A 19,753-nucleotide genomic window follows, 5' to 3' on the forward strand; every position below is an offset into this window, starting at 1 on the left:
TTTCATGAACATGCAATCTTTCATCGCGGCGGGGCAAAAATACGGTGCCTGCACGTTTCGGCACGTAATCTGGATAGCCACTTCCGTGGGTATTTCGCTTACTGTCACTTTACCCACGCGGGCGGCCAGCGACGCTGCAGTAGTCACTTCCTGGGGCAGGGTAAGCGAGCCATCCAGTCCGCCAGTTTGCAAGCAGATCCAGGCCACGCTAACACCCAGGAATGGCTCACTGGACAGTGTCGACAGTGCGGCGCTCGACTCCCGACCTGACCAGGACAGAATCCAGAGTGCAATCGACGGTTGTGCCGCCGGACAGGCCGTCCAGCTTGTCAAAGGCACAGGTGACAACTCAGCGTTCCTCAGCGGTCCTCTGCAACTGAAGTCTGGCGTTACGCTGTGGGTCGACGAGGGCGTTACGCTTTTCGCGTCACGCAACCCCAAAGACTACGACAACGGCAAGGGCACCTGCGGAGTGACCACGGTCGCCAATCAGGACGCCTGCAGCGCACTGATTTCTGCAAAAAACACGCGCGCCAGCGGCGTGATCGGAAAAGGCGTGATCGACGGTCGCGGCGGCAGTCTACTCACCTCCGGTGCAAACGCCAATCTGCGTAGCTGGTGGGACCTTGTTTACCAGAAGACCTTGTCCAATGCTTACCAGCAAAAACCGCGCCTTATTCAGGTCAGTGGGGGGACAGACTTCGTCATCCACGGGCTAACGCTGCAAAACGCGCCGGACTTCAACATTGTCACTGACGGTGTGACAGGAGTGACTGTCTGGGGGATCAAGATTTTGACTCCCAGCCGGGTCTATACGGTTGAGGGCTACCGCTGCCCGATCGGCTCGACGCCTGACCAGAAGACCCCGGGCACCTGCTTTACCCCGGAAACCGTGAAGAACACCGATGGCTTCGACCCCGGCCAATCAAGCAAGGTGCTGCTGGCCTACTCCTATATCAGTACGGGTGATGACAACGTAGCGATAAAGTCCAGCCGCACCTCCGGCAGCCGGGACCTGATGTTCGCGCACAATCACTTTTACTATGGGCACGGCTTGTCCATCGGCAGTGAAACCAGCGGCGGCGTACACAATGTCAGCGTTGTGGATCTGGCATCAGATGGCGCAGACAGCCAGGACGGCATTGGATTGAGAATAAAGTCAGGAGCCAAGAGCGGAGGGACCGTCGACAGCGTCAGCTACGCGAACATATGCATGCGCAACGTCAAATTCCCGCTAGTGTTCGACACCAACTACGGCAGCGCCGGCGGAACCTCGTACCCTGATTTCAGTGGTATCACCGTGAAAGGCTTCCACTACCTGGGCAGCCAACGCTTCGGTGGCGGTAAGGCGACTTTTGTCGGATACAATGACAACGGCCAAAAACGACCGATTTCCATCACGCTGGATAACGTTGTCTTTGACGGAACCCAACCCAGCTTCACCGGACTCACCTCGACCCACTTCATATTGGGGCCAGGGCCGGTCAGTTTCGCCAACAAACTGGTGCCTTCGATAAAGGATGACGTCACGGTGTCCGGAAGTCCTGGTAACGGAACACCGGTCGATTGCACGGCAGCGTTTGTACCGATGAAATCCGTGGTGCCTGAGGCTCCGTTCTAGGGGGCCGGGGAGCAATGGAACAGCCAACCGACTTAAGGAGCCGCAGGACTCTCCTGCGCTCACGGTATTTAATTGCACTTTCTGTTCCATTGCACCCCTGACGTATGCGTCCAGCCAAGTCATCTACCCAGCCCCGCAAAGCTAAGACATGGTGTGCACTTAAATTTAAGTGGGCACCAGTTCTAGCCTTTTAAGCGGGTATTTCATGCAGCCAACACGCCGTTCCTATTCCAAGTCCTTCAAGGCCCAAGTCATTCAAGAGTGTGCACAGCCCGGCGCTTCGATTGCCAGCGTCGCGCTTGGCCATAGCCTCAACGCAAACCTCGTCCACAAATGGATTCGGCTGAAAGAGCAGAAAAGCCCTGCGCTCCCACCTACATTTATTCCGTTACCCATGCCGCTGGCCGGGGCAAACTCCCATCCAGCATCATCGAATATCTGCGTTGAAATACAGCACCTGCGCGGCACCATCAAAGTGAACTGGCCGGCTGAAAGTGCTGCCGCCTGTGCGACTTTTCTTCGAGACCTTTTGCGATGATCCGCATTGACTCCATCTGGCTCGCCACCGAACCGATGGACATGCGCGCAGGCACCGAAACAAGGTGATCCCCGTGTTCGGTGCGGCGCAGCCGCACTGTGCTTATCTGTTCGCCAACCGCCGCGCCAATCGCATGAAAGTGCTGGTGCATGACGGCTTTGGAATATGGCTGGCGGCGCGCCGGTTGAACCAAGGCAAGTTCCATTGGCCTGGCATTCGCCATGGTTCTGAGATGGAACTGGATACCGAGCAACTTCAGGCATTGGTGCTGGGTCTGCCATGGCAACGCGCAGGCTCTGGAGGCTCGATCACACTGCTTTAACGGCTGCCATTAGTCTATCGCTCTATCGCTCTATCGCCGCGAAGCGCCTGCTCTGGCAAAATCTGGCGCATGACTTCTTCTTCCAATCTCGACCAAATGTCCCCCGACCAACTACGTACTTTGGCAGCGCAGTTGCTGTCGCAAGTCGACAAGATGGGCAAGAAAATCAGCCGCGACCAAACGCTAATCGAGAAACTCACCCACGAGATAGCGCAGCTCAAGCGTTTGAAGTTTGCCAAGCGCAGCGAGCAGATGAATCCTGAGCAGGCCAGTTTGCTCGATGACCTGATCGATACCGATATCGCAGCGATTGAAGTAGAGCTTCAGGCCTTGCATACAGTGCCAGCGGCGACCGAGAAAAAGCAGAAACCCAAGCGCACTGCATTACCGGCTGAGTTTCCACGCACACTGATCCATCACGAACCGGACAACACTCACTGCCCATGCGGCTGCGCCCTCAAGCGCATCGGTGAGGACGTTAGCGAGAAGCTGGACTACACGCCCGGCGTGTTCACCGTCGAACGCCATGTCCGTGGCAAGTGGGTCTGCTATGACTGCGAAACGCTGATCCAGGCACCGGTTCCGGCGCAGGTTATTGATAAAGGCATCCCGACTACGGGCCTACTTGCACACGTCATGATTGCCAAGTTTGCTGACCATCTGCCGCTTTACCGTCAGGAATCGATCTTCGGTCGAGCAGGCTTGGCGATTCCACGTTCGACATTGGCTCAGTGGATTGGCGTGACGGGCGTGCAGTTGCAGCCTCTGGTCGACGCGCTGCGCGAAGTAGTGCTTGGGCAACAAGTCATCCACGCAGATGAAACACCGGTGCATATGCTCATGCCGGGAACAAAGAAAACTCACCGTTCCTATGTGTGGGCCTACGCCACCAGCCAGTTCTCGGACTTGGCAGCGGTGGTTTATGACTTCAGTCCCAGCCGTGCCGGTGAGCATGCTCGCAACTTCCTGCAAGACTGGAGGGGCAAGCTGGTCTGCGACGATTTTGGCGGCTACAAGGCCAGCTTTGAACTCGGTGTGACCGAGATTGGGTGCATGGCCCATGCACGGCGCAAGTTCTTCGACCTTCATGTGGCGAACAAAAGCCAGTTGGCAGAGCAAGCGCTGCACTCCATTGGCGGCTTGTACGAAGTCGAACGGCAGGCCAAGGACATGAGCGATGAAGATCGCTGGCGATTACGCCAGGAAATGGCGGTGCCCATCGCGGAAAAGTTGCATGAGTGGATGCTGGCTCAACGCGCGCTTGTGCCCGAAGGCTCGGCCACGGCCAAGGCACTGGATTACAGCTTGAAACGCTGGGTAGCGCTGACGCACTACCTTGATGACGGGGCCGTACCCATAGATAACAACTGGTGTGAGAACCAGATCCGCCCGTGGGCTCTTGGACGTAAAAACTGGCTCTTCGCAGGGTCGCTACGCAGCGGAAAACGGGCAGCTGCGATCATGAGTCTGATCCAGTCGGCGAGACTGAATGGTCATGATCCGTATGCCTATCTGAAAGATGTACTCACGCGCCTGCCGACGCAGCGCGCAAGTGAGATTAGCGAGCTGCTGCCGCACAGGTGGGCCCCCGTTTAATCGCGCAAGGTGTTTTGGGCTGATGCCTTCCTTGGCATCTACATTTTGCGCCACAACAAAGCAGGAATTGCCCGGATGTAGATTAGCTCGCTGACCAATTCAATCAGCGTTTGAGTAATAACTGCTGCCGCCGCGAGCCCTCTGATTTCATCAGGCAAGGCCAGTGCCAGAGGCAGAACTACCAGTGAATTTCGTGTCGAGCTGCTGAAAGCGACTGATCTTGCCGTGCTGGCCGGCAATTTAAAGCCGCCGGCCACCAGCGCGCCCACCAACGGTGCCAAGAGCATGAAACCAATGTAGACGGGAATAACGGGCAGCAGCTTGTCCATGTCTCTGACCACCGCTGAAATCTGAGAACCGATCACAACGACCAACACAGCCGCCATAGCCGGTACAGGCATCCAAGTCCATGCATCATTCCAGCCCTCAACAATGCTGGATCTCTTTGCCCCGGCAGCCGTTGCTACCGCCAAGACCAGAGGCAAAGCGATCAGCACTACAAAAGCCTCAATAAATGGGCCGATAGATATGGCTACCGCTGAGTTGTTACCCAGCATGAAGGCCAAGTAAAGCGGCAACAACACAAGCTGTAGCAAAAGTAGCAATGGCGTCGCCGCCAGAGTGAGTTTGGAGTCACCCTTACCGATATGGGTAAACACCACCACATAGTCGATACAAGGCGTCAGCAAAACCAACAGGGCACCCACCAAAATCGCAGGGTGATCGGTTAGCCCCATCGTCAATGCCCAGACCAGCAAGGGGATGGCCACGAAGTTGGCAGTCAGCAACGCCGCCATGAAACGCTTATTCGCAAGCCCATTACGGAGATCCAGGAACGGAATCTGTAGAAACATGGCGTACATCAGCACTGCGATGGCGGGTGTCACCATCGCCCCTAGAGCTTGAGACGCATTGGGTGCGAGCAGGCCTCCGATGGCCGCGACAATGACCGCGACGAAATAAACGGGAATCTGGTTCTTCTCTAGCTGTTCTCTGTCCACGAAATGCCCTTCAAACGCGTGAAATTATTTTCTGAAGACAGGTTAATATCTGTAGCTACTACAGGTTCAAGAAAATGCTTGGGGAGTTTGCATGTCAGGAATCGGGGCGCTGTCGAAATCAACGGGTTGCCACATTGAAACGATTCGCTACTACGAGAAAATAGGCCTTCTACCTCCAGCTCTGCTGGTCGACAGGGCGGCATCGAATCTATACCGAAAAGCATCGTTCAAGACTCGTCTTCATCCGGCAGAATCGTGAATTGGGCTTTCCACTCGACGATATCCGAGAACTCATTGCACTCGCAGCAAATGCTGATCGTCCGTGTGCTGATGCGCTGTCGGTGGTCAAGAAGCACTTGGCAGAAGTAGAGTCGAAGGTCGCCAAGCTCCAGCAGATCCGTATTAGAGCTGCTATCAATGGCAAGCACGTGTGAGTCAACATGCCTAGGTTCGAAAACTCCAGACTGTACGATTGTTGAGTCACTGTTCGAACCTGCTGCTGGGGCTCGCTCTGGTTGCTGCTCCTAAGCAAATCAAAATGCTGGGCGCCCATTGAGTTGCGCAAGGTGTGTTGAGCGGACGCTTACCCCCTGCCCCCAAAAATGGGGTTTGGGGATCAGTGCATTCGAGCTGTCATGTCCAAGGCTCTCATTACCGTCAACATGGTTTTTAAGGTTGGATTGCCCTTGCTACTGAACGACCGGTAAAGCTGCTCTCGAGACAGACCTGTCTCACGCGCAAGCTCGGTCATCCATTTGGCTCTTGCGACAACTGAATCGCCCCTGGTTTCGTAGACACCTCCAAGCCTCATAATGAGGCCCAAATAGGAGGTGCCATGAGTCGTCAGCGTTACCCCGAAGAATTCAAGATCGAAGCGGTCAAGCAAGTGACCGAAAAAGGCAAACCTGTGGCCGATGTCGCCCAGCGCCTGGGCATGTCCGTGCACAGCCTCTACGCCTGGATCAAGGTCTACAGCAAGCCCCAAGAGCAGCGTCAGCAAGATGACACTTATTCCTGCTGCGTGCGGGCACTAGGGCGACGGCGCAAATTCTGGCCGAGACTGCTGTTTAAAGCCTGTCGAGCAGTGCTGATCGCTTGCTCCGCACCCTGCAACGCATGCTGACTATGGCGATTGGCACTCGCCTGCATAACCGGCGCAAGGTTGCCGCGCATGAATGTCTCCAGGCTCGTTGGCTTAGGGTTACCTTCGCGGAAGTTATTCTTTGCGTTGATTGCCGCAAACTGCGTCTGAGCACCGATGAATGAGGCCGCAAGGCTGTAGGCACCGAGAAATCCGACAACCGCATTGGGGATATGACCTGCGCCGCCGCAGATCGCTGCAGCGAGTTTATTGACGATCGAGGGTGTGAACTGGCCGGCCAGGCCGAACATGGATACGTCCGTGGAGACCTTCTGCGTCCACTGGGCCTTGAGTTCGCCCTGCTTTGCGTACTTCACCTTGGTCATGTTTTCCAATACGTGCATGCCGCCGCTATTTACGCAGTCGTCGAAAGCCTTCTTTACTTCTCCGTCCGGCAAATCGGTCAAGAAGTTCGGATTCCCTTCGCGGATGGCTTGAGTCACCGCAGACATGTCGGCCGACAGCGCCTTATAGCGTTCGACTTTTGCGCGGATCTCGGGAGGAGTGATGCTCGAAGTGTTTTCAGGCAAGGCATTGAGCGCATGCCCCGCCTCGCTGATTTCGACGCCAAGCACTTTTTGTCGCTGTTTCAGGTTCTCTTGGGTCGACTTGACCATGTACTCCGACACCGAAGTGAAGACCCCGCGCAGCTTCGCTTGGTCGACGTCGCGGTCCGGGTCCATTTCCTCACCGGCCAAATAGCGCTGCTTACCTTCGGGCGTGAAGGCGTCGTAGAACACGATAGCTGCCTTGACATTGAATTTCTGCTTGTTCCGCTCGTCCAGGCCAGCCATAGGCGACTGTAATAGCGAGATCGCTGCCGCATAGGAGGTACCGACAGCCGGACTTGCGAGCGCGTTGAGCCCCTCAAAATGGCTTTTCCGGTCAAGAGCAGGATTCATGCGTGTCGGTATCTCGTCTCTCTTCAGACCTGACAGTCCGGAGGTCAACGTACCGCCCGACGCGCGGAGACTGCGCGGGATGCGCTGCCAATCATTTCCTTCCTTCTGGCGAAGGTTTGAAAACTCGGCTTTCAGCGTAGTCTCGCGTTGCTCAAGCATGTTCGGGCGGCTTGCCTCTTCCAAGGCTCTAAGTGATTCCCGAGTCTGCGGAGCGGTGTTCTGCAGCGCATTATTGACGCCCTCTAGGGCCTCGCGCAGACAATTGAAGTGGGTATCGCTCAAATGATCGAAAAACAATTCAAGTCCTTCGTCCGTTTCGAGAAACTTCGGATCCCTTATCCCCACCGACGTAATCGCGGCCTGCACAGCATCATCGAAAGAAGTCAGAGCACGACGCGTGTCCTCGTTCAGGCCCTCCAGAGTCTGGGCTGCGGCATCCAACCAGATCTCGTCATTGACTTCGCCTTTGGCCAGCACGGTTGGCGCATTACGTCCGCGGATGTTGTCGCACAACGAAACAATGGCAGGCTGAATGCCGCCGGCCATGAACGGCTTGGCGGCCGCGAACGCAAGCGCGCTGCCGAAACCAGACCACGGTCCGTGGACGGCGCCGATGAAGCTTGACGCACCGAACGTAAGCATACTGGGTAACGCGCTGCTGATAGGGTTTGGCAGGCCAGAGTTGAAGCTGAACTTTAGGAAATTGTTCACATCACCGCCATGCATGCCCCTAGAGGCATATGCCATTACACGGATCGCATCGTCGTCTATCCGAGCAGTCATGGTCTTCGCGCAGATGTTCTCATGGCCTTCGCTGGCGTGGCGCTCGTCGTGTACCCGAAAAGTTTCGCAGAGCTTAAGGTAGAGGTCAGGGTGCGTGGGCGCATTTTTGGCGGCCAGATAGGCAGTCTGCAATTGGCTGAGGTCTTCCGGCTTGCGCGACATCACAGTCGTCCCGTCCGGTATGACCTTGGCCGCCGCCGTGATGTCTCTAACGCGCGCCGTGGTAAGTTGCTCTGCGGTCTGCGTCGTTGCAGCGGTGGCCTGCATTCCCTCTGTTTGCGTGATGCCACTTATTTCATGAGAGCATGACGCTTCTTGCCCAAGATTGGTTAGAGGATTGTAGTGTTGTGTTGCACTAACTGATTGAACGGGCTTCATCGCTGCCTCGACATTGTTGTTTATTTGACCAGCCGGCAAGAGCCGACACCCCGCCAATGAGTGTTCGAAATCACAGGAGGGTTCCAAAGACAGCTTCGAAACAGAGTCTGATAATAGACTTGGCAGGATTGCTGGGCCGCTGCACAGCCAAAGCGCTGAGGGACATTTTATGAACGAGATTCCTACCCCTGTCACGGGGTTCATAACGTGTCGTGTACTGAGCCGCTTCAGGCCAAAGACAATGTATGACTATCCCATTCTGGTTTGGATCGAATTCGAGCGACAGTGAGATGATTCAGTCCAATTGATTTCCCGGGGAGGGCACACAGGAACCCTGATCACAAATGCTAGAAGGGTGAAAACATCTTACGCAACGAATGGGACATGCGGTCGGTGAACTCATCACCCGACTAAGCCGTCATGCCTTGATGGCTGGTGGGCGGATCCACAGAGACGATCCGTATGCCTCGGTTATCGATTGCCTTCTTGGGGAGCCTAGAGAATTCGGAAAAAATCGTACTACAAGGGCTTCCCCATTGAGCACAAGCCCAATAGTTTCTGTTTGACTCCGCTGCATGTGCCGGATCGACGGAAAGAAGGTGAAGGACTGCGGTACTACAAACGGTCATCTTGAGCTGATCGCTCGGACCCTGATGAAAGACGCACGTGAGGGCCTCGTTCGCTAATCGGGACTGAATTTCCCATACGATTTTTCAGGTATCCCTCACGCAGGTCCAACCCGCTTCACATCAACGACGGCAGTGCACATTGATCCTTTTATCCGCTCATGATCCTCGCCCTAACGCCTTACAAGGTGATCAGTCATGACCTCTGGTGTTTACGCGCCCGTTGGTTCTGCCTGTTCAGGCTTGAACGTGTCGCCGTAATGCAGGACGGCCCAGGCCATCCTCGCATTCTTGGCGGCAATCGCCACGGCCGCACGCCAGTAACCCCGTCGCTCCATGAGGTTGCGGATCCAGCGACTGAGAGGGTCTTGCTTATTGCCCAGGTTGGCCATGACAGATCGAGCTCCAAGCACCAGTAGACTGCGTAAATAGGCATCCCCGGCTTTGGTGATACTTCCCAGGCGCTGCTTGCCGCCGCTACTGTACTGGCTTGGCGTCAGACCGTGCCAGGCAGCCACTTGGCGACCGTTTCTGAAGTCGTGCCCATCTCCAATACTGGCCACTAAAGCACTTGCTGTGGTCGAGCCAACCCCACGCAATTGCAGCAGCCTACGGCTGCGGTCGTCTTCGCGAGCGATCTGATTGATGGCTCGATCAAGTTCCACCAGCCGATCCTCGATATGGCTGGTGTGCTCCAACAGTTCACTCATGCACCGTCTTGCCCAGCCAGGCAAGGTGTCCAGACAGGGACCAATCTCTTTTCTCAATCGCTCTGGGCTTTGTGGCAGGACCACGCCGAATTCAGAAAGTAATCCGCGCAGTCGGTTGTACGTAGAGGTGCGTTCTTCGATGAATCCCTGGCGGGTTCGATGAAGGCAAAGAGTGGCCTGCTGATGCTCGTCTTTAACAGGGACAAACCGCATGCTGGGTCGGGTCACTGCCTCACAGATCGCGGCCGCATCTGCGGCATCGTTCTTGCCGCGCTTACCCGACCTTCTATAAGGCGAAACGAGTTTAGGAGCCATCAACTTGACCGTATGGCCGTGCTCGGCGAACACCCTCGCCCAATGATGAGCGCCTGAGCAAGCCTCCATACCAATCAAGCAAGGGGGCAGCAGGGCGATCAATGGCACCAGTTGATCCCGCGCAACCTTGGGCTTCACCAAGGTTGCATTACCAGCCTCATCAACGCCGTGAACGGCGAATACGGCCTTGGCTAGATCGATTCCCACGGTAATAATTGGCATGGACTTCCCCTCCTGTGGTTTTGATGCAGGTTTGACACTTCATCATGGCACTTCGATGCCGATTCGCGACTTTCGCCGCGCCCTTGGGACGGGGAAGTCCCTTTCATTCGCTAAGCATTCTACCTGTCAGTTGAAACCATAAAGATAGACGCCTCGGCGTCAGAAAATGCAGAAAACGGCCCTAGTCTGACGCGGTGCCAGTGAGTATCCTGACGCCGGATTGAGGTGTACTTCAATTAGACACCGCCCAGGCGTGACATGGCCCTATCTCCTGTCGGCAGAGCTTACCGTACGATTTTTTCCGGATTCTGCGTGCTCCCCTACTTTAAATTCCGTTTTCTGAAGTACCCCTGTTAGTCAGTCAGCGTTGTTGAGAGGGGGTGTTCGGGTCAGCGAGCCATTCTGACCATGAGCGGGGCGCTCCTTTGGGGTTTGCTTGGCGTATTCGTAAAACAGCGAAATGAATTCCAAGCGGTCATTGCGCAGGTTGGCGCGGCCTTCGTGGGTGACATCCTTGTTGAAATCCAGCGCGCGACCTGGATTGAACGCGAGTTGGCGTTCTATCAGGTCATGAAACGATACGCGGTGAGCGTTCTTGAGCATGTCGTGCATGGCGATGAAGATGCCTGTGCGGCCTTGCCCGACACCGCAATGGATATGTACCCGACCGTGCTCGGGTAACGCGCGCTCCATGGCTAGGAATAGGTCAATGTCTTCCGAACGTGGGCCCATGTGGTCGGTCACCATCAAACGCAGGTACCCTGCACCAGTGGACTTCACCAAGTCTTCTTCACTGGAGATATCCGGGTTCTTCAACACTACCTTACGAGGATTCTCCAGCCCGTGTTTGGCATCCTTGCGATGAATGATCTCGACTGCTGGCTGCTGCTTGAGCGCAGCGATGCGAGATTGCTCATCGGCGATGACGGCATTGCGACTTTTACCCACGTTCGCCCAATTGTTGCCCAGTCGCCAAGTACATGGATAGCCCCCAACGATCGCGTGAGATTCTTCTCGTACATCCAATACCACGACGGGGCTTTCGGGGGTGGGATGTAAGCGTTGCACTTGCTCCAAACTGGCGATACTGGCACTGCCGGAAATGTGCAGCGTGTCCCAGCCTTTTTGATTGAGGTGATGAGGAAGAATAAAACTGTCCGAAGAACGGAAATTTTCCAGTTCGCCTGGTGTGCGGTCATAGAGGAACACGGGTTCACCGGTCGGCCGCTCCGGTGTAGTCAGCGCTTGTTTGAATTTCGTAACCGCGTGTCGATAGGCTTCGGGAGTCAACTGCGCATAGGCAGGCTCGAGATCGCTGGCTGAACCCCCTCTCGACAAAGGTATGACGCCTCGGGAAGTAATGACATGATTCTGCATGAATTGGATCCTATGAACAAATGCACCTCTTTCGTGGGCGCATAGGCTCCAACGGTTCCAACTGGCAGTGAGACCCCGTGACGGAAATTTCGGCATTTTGTGCCGGTCTGATCAGCCAACCAGCTTGAAACGTGCGACGACATTGCGCATGTCGTTGGCAATCCGAGCCAGCGGCTACTGATAGTCGCAATTAATGCGAGCCCGCGGGTTTTCGATTGCAAGCCGCTACATCTAACCACTTCTTAAGTGCGTTTACGGTTCCGTTGCTCCCCAAACCCCGATTTCGCCAAGTCTTTAAAGCTGATTTGGCGTAAACAAGTCCGCTTCTACATCTGTGTCACCAAGCTTGCGACGCTGCGCGGCAACGTCGTAAACAATCAACAGCTCATCACCGGCCTGTTCTCCGGTGCCAAAGATGCACATGCCCTCGGCATGATCGACGCCTTGCCCGAAAGGCACCTCCATCACGATCTCCAATTGGTCCGAGAAAATCACGCTTTCTTCTTCGGCAAAGTCACCGTGCCAGCGAAAGACTTTTACCGGACCGTCCAGCTCCATTGTCGGCCCCGCCAGAATCAGCAGGTCGTCACCAGAGATGCACAGGTCACGCACACCCAGGCCATTCAGCTCGAAGAAGTGTTTACGGTATCTGCGCCCATCTGGACCAATCTTCTTGAGCACCAGCGTATCAGTCGAGTCCTTGCTCAGTTCGGGCTCGATCTCAAACACGATGGCCCAACCGCGGAGTACCGGACCACGCAACCCTAACAACAGGCGCGAGCCGATGACTACCAGCCCTTCGATGTCAAAACCATTGTCCTTACTCGGGATCAGCAGAAAGTCTTTCAGTTGATCGTCTTTTGCAATTTCCTTGATCAAGTCATTGCCGAATTCGTTACCGTTTAGCTGTGCTGCTGTTCTAGCATCGGTATCCACCTTTTTGGTAAGTACATGGCTGTCGCCCTCCTGAACCACCGGGATGCGGGCCAACAAATAACGATTGCCATCCGCCTCTACCGTCGATAGCTGCTTGATGTTCTTCTGCGAGGAATCGTCGGCTTTGGCCTTCTTGCGTTTCAGGCTATGTGAGCCGGCCAGCCAGAGGTAACCCGTGCCGTGATCATAGGCCAGCCCCTCGATATCGATCTCCGCATCCGACTTTGGTAGAGGTAACTTTAAATACTTGATTAGTGAAAATGATCGGTGCTCATCACATATCACCTCGCCTCGCGCAGCATTTCTAACGGTCAGCCGTTCAAGGCTCGTGGTTTCATCGTTGGCGATCCAGAGCGTGGTACCAATCCGTTGAACTGCCGAAATGCCATCGCGCAATGAGGCAAGCGCTGGATCAAAACGCAGTAGCGCAGTACGTTTACGCATGAGTATGCTCCTTTCAGATAAAGTTGACAGGGTGACAAGCCGACATGCTGCGCTGCGGGGGCGTAGACCCCGGCCAGCCGCGCTGTCTCCGTAATGCTACACCCACCGCTTCAGAGGGCAATGCCCCGGTCCATGCATAGGAAAATTGCGATGACTGCAAAAAGTGCCGAGCGCGATGTGGCTATCTCAGAGCTTGCCAACCATTTGGAGCGTGATCTAATGCCTTGTCCAGCAGGGCGTACCGCACTGCTGACGTGGATAGAAAAAAAGCTGGCTAACATAGCGCTCAATCCTGTACCCACAGCCGCTGATGCTACGTGGTTGATCGAAAGCGCTTATATCCAATGAGCCGCTGCACAGCCAAAGGGCTAAGGGACATTCTATGAACGCGATTGCTATCCCTGTCATGGGGTTCATAACGTGTACTGAGCCGCTTCAGGCCAAAGGCAATGGGTATGACTATCCCATTCTGGTTCGGATCGAATTCGAGCGACAGTCAGATGATTCAGTCCAATTGATTTCTCGGGGAGGGCACACAGGAACACTGATCACAAATGCTAGAAGGGTGAATATCTCAAGCCACGACTGGGACAACCGCCCGTATGACCCGCTTGATAGCCTCGTCCTGAACCGGTGGGCTTTTTCAAAAGCGGGCTGGGTGCTTCGTAACGTTGCGCGAGCTCGTCGCGGAGCTTCATGACGGTCGTAGTTGAACACGCAGCGTGCCTCGATGTATAGGAATTTCAATAATTCCTATACAGGGTAATCCTCCTAAAAAGGCACCCTCTGCGTGATGCCAACGTGGCGTCGATGTCGGCAAAAAGCTTTTTTCACCCATCACCCACGCCGAAAAATGGATTGAAAGCGACTTTTCTGTACCTTTTCCAGATTTTGGACGCACCTCTCCCGTATCAGGCCGGCACGTACCTCAATTGCGTGATGCTTTGAGCGTTGTTGATCAAGCCCTGCACCGTCAGGCCGGCGATGGCTGCGGTGTACACCATCCGCGCTCCGCACAGCACGCAGCTGAACGGATCCCGATGCAAGAACGCTTTGCTCATCTGCGCAAAATACAGTTTTGGCGCTTTGCCACGCCTTTCCATGCGTAGCGCCTCATACACCCGGGGTAGCTGTCGGCCACAGACGCGGTTGGCCAGAAATCCAAAATACCGGATCATCCGAAAGTGCTTTTCGGGGATGTGCTGCACCACCCGGCGCAGCATGTCGGTCTGGCTCAGTGTTTCCTGCTGATAGGTCTTGGTGCGGTGATCCAGGCAGGTGAAGCTCAACGTGGCACCGGAGGTGTAGTGCGCCAGACGACTGCCCGAGATGGGCGGTTTTTTCAGGTAGTGGCCCAGGTAATTGATTGTCTTTCGGCCGTTTTTCGTCTTCTTCGACAAGTGGATGTGCCAGTGCTGACCACCGGCGTTGAGCACAAGGTGACGCCAGTCATTTTCGCTCTGCAGATGAGCGTTTTCAGGTGGGACGGTGGTGTGCTCCCACTGACTGAGCAGGTACTGGCGTACATTCCACATCCAGCGCCGACGCAAGGCTGATGGATGAAACGACAGATCTTTCCAGACACCTGCGTCATCGATCCCACCCAAGGTGACCGAGACATGGATGTGTGGGTGCCAGTTAAGTCGCCGGCCGTAGGTGTGGATGGCGCAGAAAACACCCACCTCCACGCCCCGGCGTCGGCCCGCATAGAGCAGGTTGTCGACGGCCAGGCGACACAAGGCATCGAGCCAGTGACGGTTATGAAAGAACAGCGGCCACAGGGTGTCAGGCAATGTGAACACCAGGTGTTGCCAGGTACACTCGGGTAAGCTGCGGATTCCACGACTATCCGGACACCCATTCCACCAACATCCGGACACTGATTCCATGCTGATCCGGACACTCATTCCACAAGCATCTGGACACCGATTCCACGGCCATCCGGACACTTTCAGGCAGGCAGCAACGCAGGACTATTCACTACTATCGACCTCTTTTTTCGAAGCGAAGAGGTCGTCGTGGAGCGTTTATCCATGCGTAAAATCCGAGAGGTACTACGCCTAAAGTTCGACGCTGGCCTGTCCGTGCGCAAGATCGCCGCCAGCTTATCCATCGGCCATTCGAGTGCAGGGGATTACCTTTGCCGGTTCGCCGCCAGTGGGCTTCAGTGGCCCATCGATATTTCTGACGCGGAGTTGAATCGACGGCTGTTTCCACCGGCAGTGCCAGTGCCGACCGACCAGCGCCCAATGCCTGACTGGGCATGGGTACACGCGGAGTTGCGCCGCCCCGGCGTCACTTTGGCCTTGCTCTGGCAGGAATATCGACTCGCTCACCCGCAAGGCTTCCAATACAGCTGGTTCTGCGAGCACTACCGCCTTTGGACCGCCAAGGTCGACGTGGTCATGCGCCAGGAGCATCGTGCTGGCGAAAAGCTGTTCGTCGATTACGCCGGGCAAACAGCGCCGGTCATCGACCGACAAACCGGCGAGATCCGTCAGGCTCAGATCTTCGTCGCCGTTCTCGGCGCGTCCAGCTACACCTTTGCCGAGGCCACCTGGTCGCAGAAACTGCCCGACTGGCTGGGCTCGCACGTCCGATGCTTTGCTTTTTTCGGCGGCACAACGCAGATCCTGGTGCCCGATAATCTGCGCAGTGGCGTGACTAAAGCGCACCGTTACGAGCCGGATATCAACCCCAGCTACCGCGATCTGGCCGAGCATTACGGCGTCGCCGTCTTGCCTGCTCGCTCGCGCAAGCCCAAGGACAAAGCCAAGGTCGAAGTCGGCGTGCAAGTGGTCGAACGCTGGATCCTGGCGGTGCTGCGCAACCGCCAGTTCTTCTCGCTTGGCGAACTCAACACAGCCATCGCGCTACTGCTGGATCGCCTCAACCACAAGCCCTTCAAAAAGCTGCCCGGCTCACGCCGGTCAGCCTTCGAGGCCATCGACCAACCGGCCCTGGAAGGCCTGCCGGAACACCCGTACGTCTATGCCGAATGGAAAAAGGTACGCGTCCATATCGACTATCACGTTGAGGTCGATGGCCACTTTTACTCGGTGCCGTACCAGCTGGTGAAGCACCAAGTCGAAGTGCGGCTCACGGCCCAGACCGTCGAGTGCTTCCACGCCAACCAGCGCGTGGCCAGCCACCTTCGCTCGCAGCACAAAGGCCGCCACACCACCCAAACCGAGCACATGCCCAAGAGCCACCGCGAGCACGCCGAATGGACACCGCAACGGCTGATCCGCTGGGCAGAGCAGACCGGGCCTAACACCGCCGGCGTCATCACCTACATCCTCGAACGCCGAATCCATCCGCAACACGGCTTCCGCGCCTGCCTGGGCATCCTGCGCCTGAGCAAACAGCACGGCGAAGCGCGGCTGGAAGCCGCGTGCCAGCGGGCGCTGGCACTGGGCGCATGCAGCTACAAAAGCCTCGAGTCGATCCTGCGCCAAGGGCTGGAGCGCCTGCCGCTGGCCCAGCAAAACCTGCCGCTGCTGCCTGACGAGCACATCAACCTGCGTGGCCCGGGCTACTACCACTGACCTGAGAAAGGAGCTTCGAAATGCTACCGAATCCAACGCTCGACAAGCTACAAACCTTGCGCCTGCACGGCATGATCAAGTCGCTGGGCGAACAACACGCAACGCCTGATATCAATGATCTGAGCTTCGACGAACGCTTCGGTCTGATGGTCGATCGCGAGCTGACCGAGCGCGAAGACGCCCGCCTGACCACCCGCCTCAAAGCCGCGCGGTTGCGCCACAACGCCTGCCTGGAAGACATCGACTACCGCAGCCCGCGTGGCCTGGATAAGGCCTTGATCCTGCAACTGGGCAGCGGCCAATGGCTGCGCGATGGCCTGAACCTGATCATCGGCGGGCCGACGGGCGTAGGTAAAACCTGGCTTGCCTGCGCGCTGGCTCACAAAGCCTGCCGCGACGGTTACAGCGTGCGCTATCTGCGTCTGCCGCGCTTGATGGAAGAACTAGGCCTGGCCCACGGCGATGGCCGCTTCGCCAAATTGATGGCCGGCTACGCCAAGACTGACCTGCTGATCCTGGACGACTGGGGCCTGGCACCGTTTACCGCCGCGCAACGGCGCGACATGCTTGAGCTGCTGGACGACCGCTACGGCAACCGCTCGACGCTGGTGACCAGCCAAATGCCAGTGGACAAATGGCATGCGTTGATCGGCGATCCGACCTTGGGCGATGCGATCCTCGACCGGCTGGTGCATAACGCTTATCGAATTGAACTGAAGGGTGAATCGATGCGCAGGCGCGCAACGAAATTGACGGCGGCAGGGGCTTCAGACTAACAATGCAAACCTGCGTCGCTGCGCTCCGACTGCCTGTCCGGATAAGCGTGGAACGAGTGTCCGGATGTTGGTGGGCTGAGTGTCCGGATGACGTGGAATTCGCAGGTAAGCGGTGCTGTTGATTGGCGATCCACTGATCGGTAGCTTTTTTGCCGCAGGATGGACAGGCGCGGCAGCTGCAGGTGTTGCACAGGTATTTGGCGTGCGGGCAGCTGTGGTTGCCGCAGGTGTAGTGTTTGACGCCCAGGATCGAGGTGCCGCAGGCCAGCATTTTGGTGACGGACTCGACTTCGATGTTGCGCAAGCCGCCCTCCTCGAGGAGGTGTGCCCAGCATTGATTGGCGGTGAAGAGGTTTTTGAGCGGTCGAGGTGTGTAGGCTGGACTCATCTGAAGCAGCAGCGGTGGGTAAGCAGGCTTCATGATGATCAATAATGGGCCTCATGACAAAGCTCAAATCCATGTTTCTGCTGCTACGCGATCGCAAGAACGGGCGATTTGCAGCCGCAGGCTGCCCTGTTCGTGCAAGTCGTTAAAGTTAGGTGTAGCGGCTTGCAATCGAAAACGGCCGCGCTTGCAATCAGTGCAAGTTTAGGAGCAGATAACTGCAACTTTCTTTGACCTATATTAATAGTTGGTTGATCCTGGCTAGCGGACATTAACCATCCAGAGCGATGGCAACATAATCAATCTGGATGCACTCTGGACTGGAGCTGGAGGGGGAAGGAAAATTCATTGTGGAACTCTACGCTTGGCGACGACCACGTATAGCTTTGTAAAACGAGCTAATGACCAGAAGCACATAGGATACCTAGATTATGCAAATAAAGAACAGTCATCTCTCTTCAGCGTCAAGAATGGTGCAGACTACTTTTAATGCATCGCCTAAGATAGAAGCAACTAATACAATAGCGAAAAATAATGAACCCGCTGCGCTGAGCGCTACGCAAACCGCAAAGACACACGAAGGCGATTCAAAAGGCCAATCCAGCAATAACTCTAAATTGCCGTTCCGCGCCATGAGGTACGCTGCATACCTTGCAGGCAGCGCCTACCTCTACGATAAAACTGCCAATAATTTTTTTCTTTCTACCACTTCTCTGCATGATGGCAAATGTGGTTTTACCAGCGATGCCAGGCTTAACGATGCACAAGACAAAGCGCGAAAGCGCTACCAAAACAACCATAGCAGCACTCTTGAAAATAATAACTCGCTTTTAAGCCCGCTTAGGCTTTGCGGAGAGAATCAATTTTTAACGATGATTGATTATCGTGCGGCAACTAAAGAGTACCTCTCCGACCTAGTTGACACCGAACAAGCGCACTCATCAATTCTGAAGAATATTATGTGCCTGAAAGGTGAGCTTACCAATGAAGAAGCAATAAAAAAACTCAATCCGAAAAAAATACCAAAAGACTTCGACCTTACAAATAGCGAGGCCTATATAAGCAAGAACAAATATTCTTTGACTGGAGTTAGAAATGAGGAAACGGGATCTACTGGTTATACATCTCGCTCTATCACAAAGCCATTTGTGGAAAAAGGCCTGAAACACTTCATAGAAAAGACTCATAGCGAAAAAGCTCTCACGCCCAAGCAGTGTATGGAAACTCTTGATAACTTACTTCGAAAGAATATCACGCTCAACAGTGATTCCCAATTCGCAGCAGGCCAAGCACTTTTGGTTTTCAGACAGGTCTATGCGGGTGAAGACACTTGGGGTGATGCGGAACGGATCATATTGAAAAGTCATTATAATCGAGGCACTGTACTCCAAGACGAAGCTGATAAAATAGAACTAAGTAGGCCGTTCTCAGAGCAAGATTTAGCAAAGAGTGTGTTTAAGAGGAATACCAGCATTGCAGGACCGGTGCTCTACCATGCATATATTTATATACAAGAAAAAATCTTCAAGCTACCCCTCGATAAAATAGAGGATTTGGAACATAAATCAATGTCAGACTTGAAAAACCTACCTTTAACTCATGTAAAACTTATTGATTCAGGTGTAGGATTTGAAGACGCCTCTGGATTAGGAGACTCGTTTACAGCTCTCAACGCGACGTCCTGTGTTAATCACGCAAGAATAATGAGTGGTGAGGCCCCCTTGTCAAAAGATGATGTTGTGATTCTGATAGGTTGCCTCAATGCCGTATACGACAATTCGAGCGGAATCAGGCATTCTCTCCGCGAAATTGCGCGAGGGTGCTTTGTGGGTGCTGGTTTTACTGTCCAGGACGGTGACGATTTCTACAAACAGATATGCAAAAACGCCTCTAAGCAGTTTTACAACGGCTAAAGTGTGGGGACGGTCGACAGAAAGAATGCCGATAGTCCCTCCGGTCTCAGGATGGTTGTCGCCTCTCTGGTTGGGGAGCCCGCAGAATTCGGAAAAAATCGTACTACAAGGGCTTCCCCATTGAGCACAAGCCCAATAGTTTCTGTTGGGGTCCGGGGAGCAATGGAACAGCCAACCGACTTCAGGAGCCGCAGGACTCTCCTGAGCTCACGGTAATCT

Annotated in this window: 14 protein-coding genes and 5 pseudogenes; 11 read left to right on the plus strand and 8 right to left on the minus strand. The window is 55.2% G+C overall.

Translation table 11 applies throughout. The features are described 5' to 3' along the window. Positions 1-4: 4 nt before the first annotated feature. The 4 genes from AC4ANK_RS18875 (at position 5) to tnpC (ending at position 4,077) form a co-directional block, all read left to right on the plus strand. A complete protein-coding gene (locus AC4ANK_RS18875; RefSeq protein WP_460384788.1) occupies positions 5-1,621 on the plus strand; it encodes a glycoside hydrolase family 28 protein in 1,617 nt (538 codons plus the stop codon). Positions 1,622-1,826: 205 nt separating this feature from the next. Beyond that, entirely contained in the window at positions 1,827-2,159 is a 333-nt protein-coding gene (gene tnpA / locus AC4ANK_RS18880; RefSeq protein WP_080719038.1) for an IS66-like element accessory protein TnpA, read from the plus strand. Between the two features lie 73 nt (positions 2,160-2,232). Further along, positions 2,233-2,481 (plus strand): IS66 family insertion sequence element accessory protein TnpB, encoded by a 249-nt coding sequence (tnpB, locus tag AC4ANK_RS18885; protein ID WP_460384786.1) that lies wholly within the window; start codon positions 2,233-2,235, stop codon positions 2,479-2,481. Positions 2,482-2,550: 69 nt separating this feature from the next. Beyond that, positions 2,551-4,077 (plus strand): IS66 family transposase, encoded by a 1,527-nt coding sequence (tnpC, locus tag AC4ANK_RS18890; RefSeq protein WP_002556008.1) that lies wholly within the window; start codon positions 2,551-2,553, stop codon positions 4,075-4,077. 38 nt (positions 4,078-4,115) lie between these two features. Here tnpC and AC4ANK_RS18895 read toward each other — a convergent pair whose 3' ends face one another. Beyond that, on the minus strand, positions 4,116-5,078 hold the full coding sequence (locus AC4ANK_RS18895) for an arsenic resistance protein (protein WP_002556007.1): 963 nt from the start codon (positions 5,076-5,078) through the stop codon (positions 4,116-4,118). A gap of 91 nt (positions 5,079-5,169) precedes the next feature. Here AC4ANK_RS18895 and AC4ANK_RS18900 point away from each other — a divergent pair. After that, positions 5,170-5,512: pseudogene (locus AC4ANK_RS18900) on the plus strand (MerR family DNA-binding protein). A gap of 182 nt (positions 5,513-5,694) precedes the next feature. Here AC4ANK_RS18900 and AC4ANK_RS18905 read toward each other — a convergent pair. Next, positions 5,695-6,003, minus strand: coding sequence for an addiction module antidote protein (locus AC4ANK_RS18905; protein ID WP_369812050.1), 309 nt, complete (start codon positions 6,001-6,003; stop codon positions 5,695-5,697). Between AC4ANK_RS18905 and AC4ANK_RS18910 the strand changes: the two are divergent. After that, a pseudogene (locus tag AC4ANK_RS18910) lies at positions 5,914-6,111 on the plus strand (transposase); the annotation flags it as partial. The gene AC4ANK_RS18905 and the pseudogene AC4ANK_RS18910 overlap by 90 nt on opposite strands. Here the strand turns inward: AC4ANK_RS18910 and AC4ANK_RS18915 are convergent. The 4 genes and pseudogenes from AC4ANK_RS18915 to AC4ANK_RS18930 form a co-directional block, all read right to left on the minus strand. Beyond that, positions 6,087-8,171 (minus strand): hypothetical protein, encoded by a 2,085-nt coding sequence (locus AC4ANK_RS18915; protein WP_004661249.1) that lies wholly within the window; start codon positions 8,169-8,171, stop codon positions 6,087-6,089. The pseudogene AC4ANK_RS18910 and the gene AC4ANK_RS18915 sit on opposite strands and share 25 nt — an antisense overlap. A 949-nt stretch (positions 8,172-9,120) precedes the next feature. Further along, positions 9,121-10,155, minus strand: coding sequence for an IS110 family RNA-guided transposase (locus AC4ANK_RS18920; protein WP_460384781.1), 1,035 nt, complete (start codon positions 10,153-10,155; stop codon positions 9,121-9,123). 361 nt (positions 10,156-10,516) lie between these two features. Next, a pseudogene (locus AC4ANK_RS18925) lies at positions 10,517-11,532 on the minus strand (phosphatase domain-containing protein). 294 nt (positions 11,533-11,826) lie between these two features. Beyond that, positions 11,827-12,912: a DUF3616 domain-containing protein gene (locus tag AC4ANK_RS18930; protein ID WP_002556026.1), complete on the minus strand. Its 1,086-nt coding sequence runs from the start codon at positions 12,910-12,912 to the stop codon at positions 11,827-11,829. A gap of 150 nt (positions 12,913-13,062) precedes the next feature. Here AC4ANK_RS18930 and AC4ANK_RS18935 point away from each other — a divergent pair, with 150 nt between their 5' ends. Both AC4ANK_RS18935 and AC4ANK_RS18940 read left to right on the plus strand, forming a co-directional pair. Further along, positions 13,063-13,260 (plus strand): hypothetical protein, encoded by a 198-nt coding sequence (locus AC4ANK_RS18935; RefSeq protein ID WP_031599159.1) that lies wholly within the window; start codon positions 13,063-13,065, stop codon positions 13,258-13,260. Positions 13,261-13,294: 34 nt separating this feature from the next. Continuing rightward, positions 13,295-13,612 carry a hypothetical protein gene (locus tag AC4ANK_RS18940; RefSeq protein ID WP_080719072.1) on the plus strand — a complete coding sequence of 106 codons (318 nt, stop codon included), beginning with the start codon at positions 13,295-13,297 and terminating at the stop codon, positions 13,610-13,612. 211 nt (positions 13,613-13,823) lie between these two features. On the opposite strand, the pseudogene AC4ANK_RS18945 reads toward AC4ANK_RS18940, so the two are convergent. Further along, positions 13,824-14,741: pseudogene (locus tag AC4ANK_RS18945) on the minus strand (IS91 family transposase); the annotation flags it as partial. A gap of 204 nt (positions 14,742-14,945) precedes the next feature. Between AC4ANK_RS18945 and istA the strand changes: the two are divergent. Both istA and istB read left to right on the plus strand, forming a co-directional pair. Further along, positions 14,946-16,460: an IS21 family transposase gene (gene istA / locus AC4ANK_RS18950; protein WP_054082386.1), complete on the plus strand. Its 1,515-nt coding sequence runs from the start codon at positions 14,946-14,948 to the stop codon at positions 16,458-16,460. Positions 16,461-16,480: 20 nt separating this feature from the next. Further along, on the plus strand, positions 16,481-17,236 hold the full coding sequence (gene istB / locus AC4ANK_RS18955; RefSeq protein WP_002552598.1) for an IS21-like element ISPsy14 family helper ATPase IstB: 756 nt from the start codon (positions 16,481-16,483) through the stop codon (positions 17,234-17,236). 55 nt (positions 17,237-17,291) lie between these two features. Here istB and AC4ANK_RS18960 read toward each other — a convergent pair. Then, positions 17,292-17,657, minus strand: a pseudogene (locus AC4ANK_RS18960) (transposase zinc-binding domain-containing protein); the annotation flags it as partial. Positions 17,658-18,052: 395 nt separating this feature from the next. Between AC4ANK_RS18960 and xopAG the strand changes: the two are divergent. Further along, a complete protein-coding gene (gene xopAG, locus AC4ANK_RS18965; protein ID WP_460384778.1) occupies positions 18,053-19,534 on the plus strand; it encodes a XopAG/AvrGf1 family type III secretion system effector in 1,482 nt (493 codons plus the stop codon). The last annotated feature ends 219 nt before the right edge of the window (positions 19,535-19,753 follow it).

This window comes from Pseudomonas sp. Pmew2 (genome assembly GCF_058129885.1).

Coding starts and splice junctions, on each gene's coding strand:
- AC4ANK_RS18915 (WP_004661249.1), bottom strand. CDS start 8,171: ATGCAGGCCACCGCTGCAACGACGCAGACCGCAGAGCAACTTACCACG.
- AC4ANK_RS18935 (WP_031599159.1), top strand. CDS start 13,063: ATGACTGCAAAAAGTGCCGAGCGCGATGTGGCTATCTCAGAGCTTGCC.
- AC4ANK_RS18930 (WP_002556026.1), bottom strand. CDS start 12,912: ATGCGTAAACGTACTGCGCTACTGCGTTTTGATCCAGCGCTTGCCTCA.
- istB (WP_002552598.1), top strand. CDS start 16,481: ATGCTACCGAATCCAACGCTCGACAAGCTACAAACCTTGCGCCTGCAC.
- istA (WP_054082386.1), top strand. CDS start 14,946: ATGCGTAAAATCCGAGAGGTACTACGCCTAAAGTTCGACGCTGGCCTG.
- xopAG (WP_460384778.1), top strand. CDS start 18,053: ATGCAAATAAAGAACAGTCATCTCTCTTCAGCGTCAAGAATGGTGCAG.
- AC4ANK_RS18940 (WP_080719072.1), top strand. CDS start 13,295: ATGAACGCGATTGCTATCCCTGTCATGGGGTTCATAACGTGTACTGAG.
- tnpA (WP_080719038.1), top strand. CDS start 1,827: ATGCAGCCAACACGCCGTTCCTATTCCAAGTCCTTCAAGGCCCAAGTC.
- AC4ANK_RS18875 (WP_460384788.1), top strand. CDS start 5: ATGAACATGCAATCTTTCATCGCGGCGGGGCAAAAATACGGTGCCTGC.
- tnpC (WP_002556008.1), top strand. CDS start 2,551: ATGACTTCTTCTTCCAATCTCGACCAAATGTCCCCCGACCAACTACGT.
- AC4ANK_RS18920 (WP_460384781.1), bottom strand. CDS start 10,155: ATGCCAATTATTACCGTGGGAATCGATCTAGCCAAGGCCGTATTCGCC.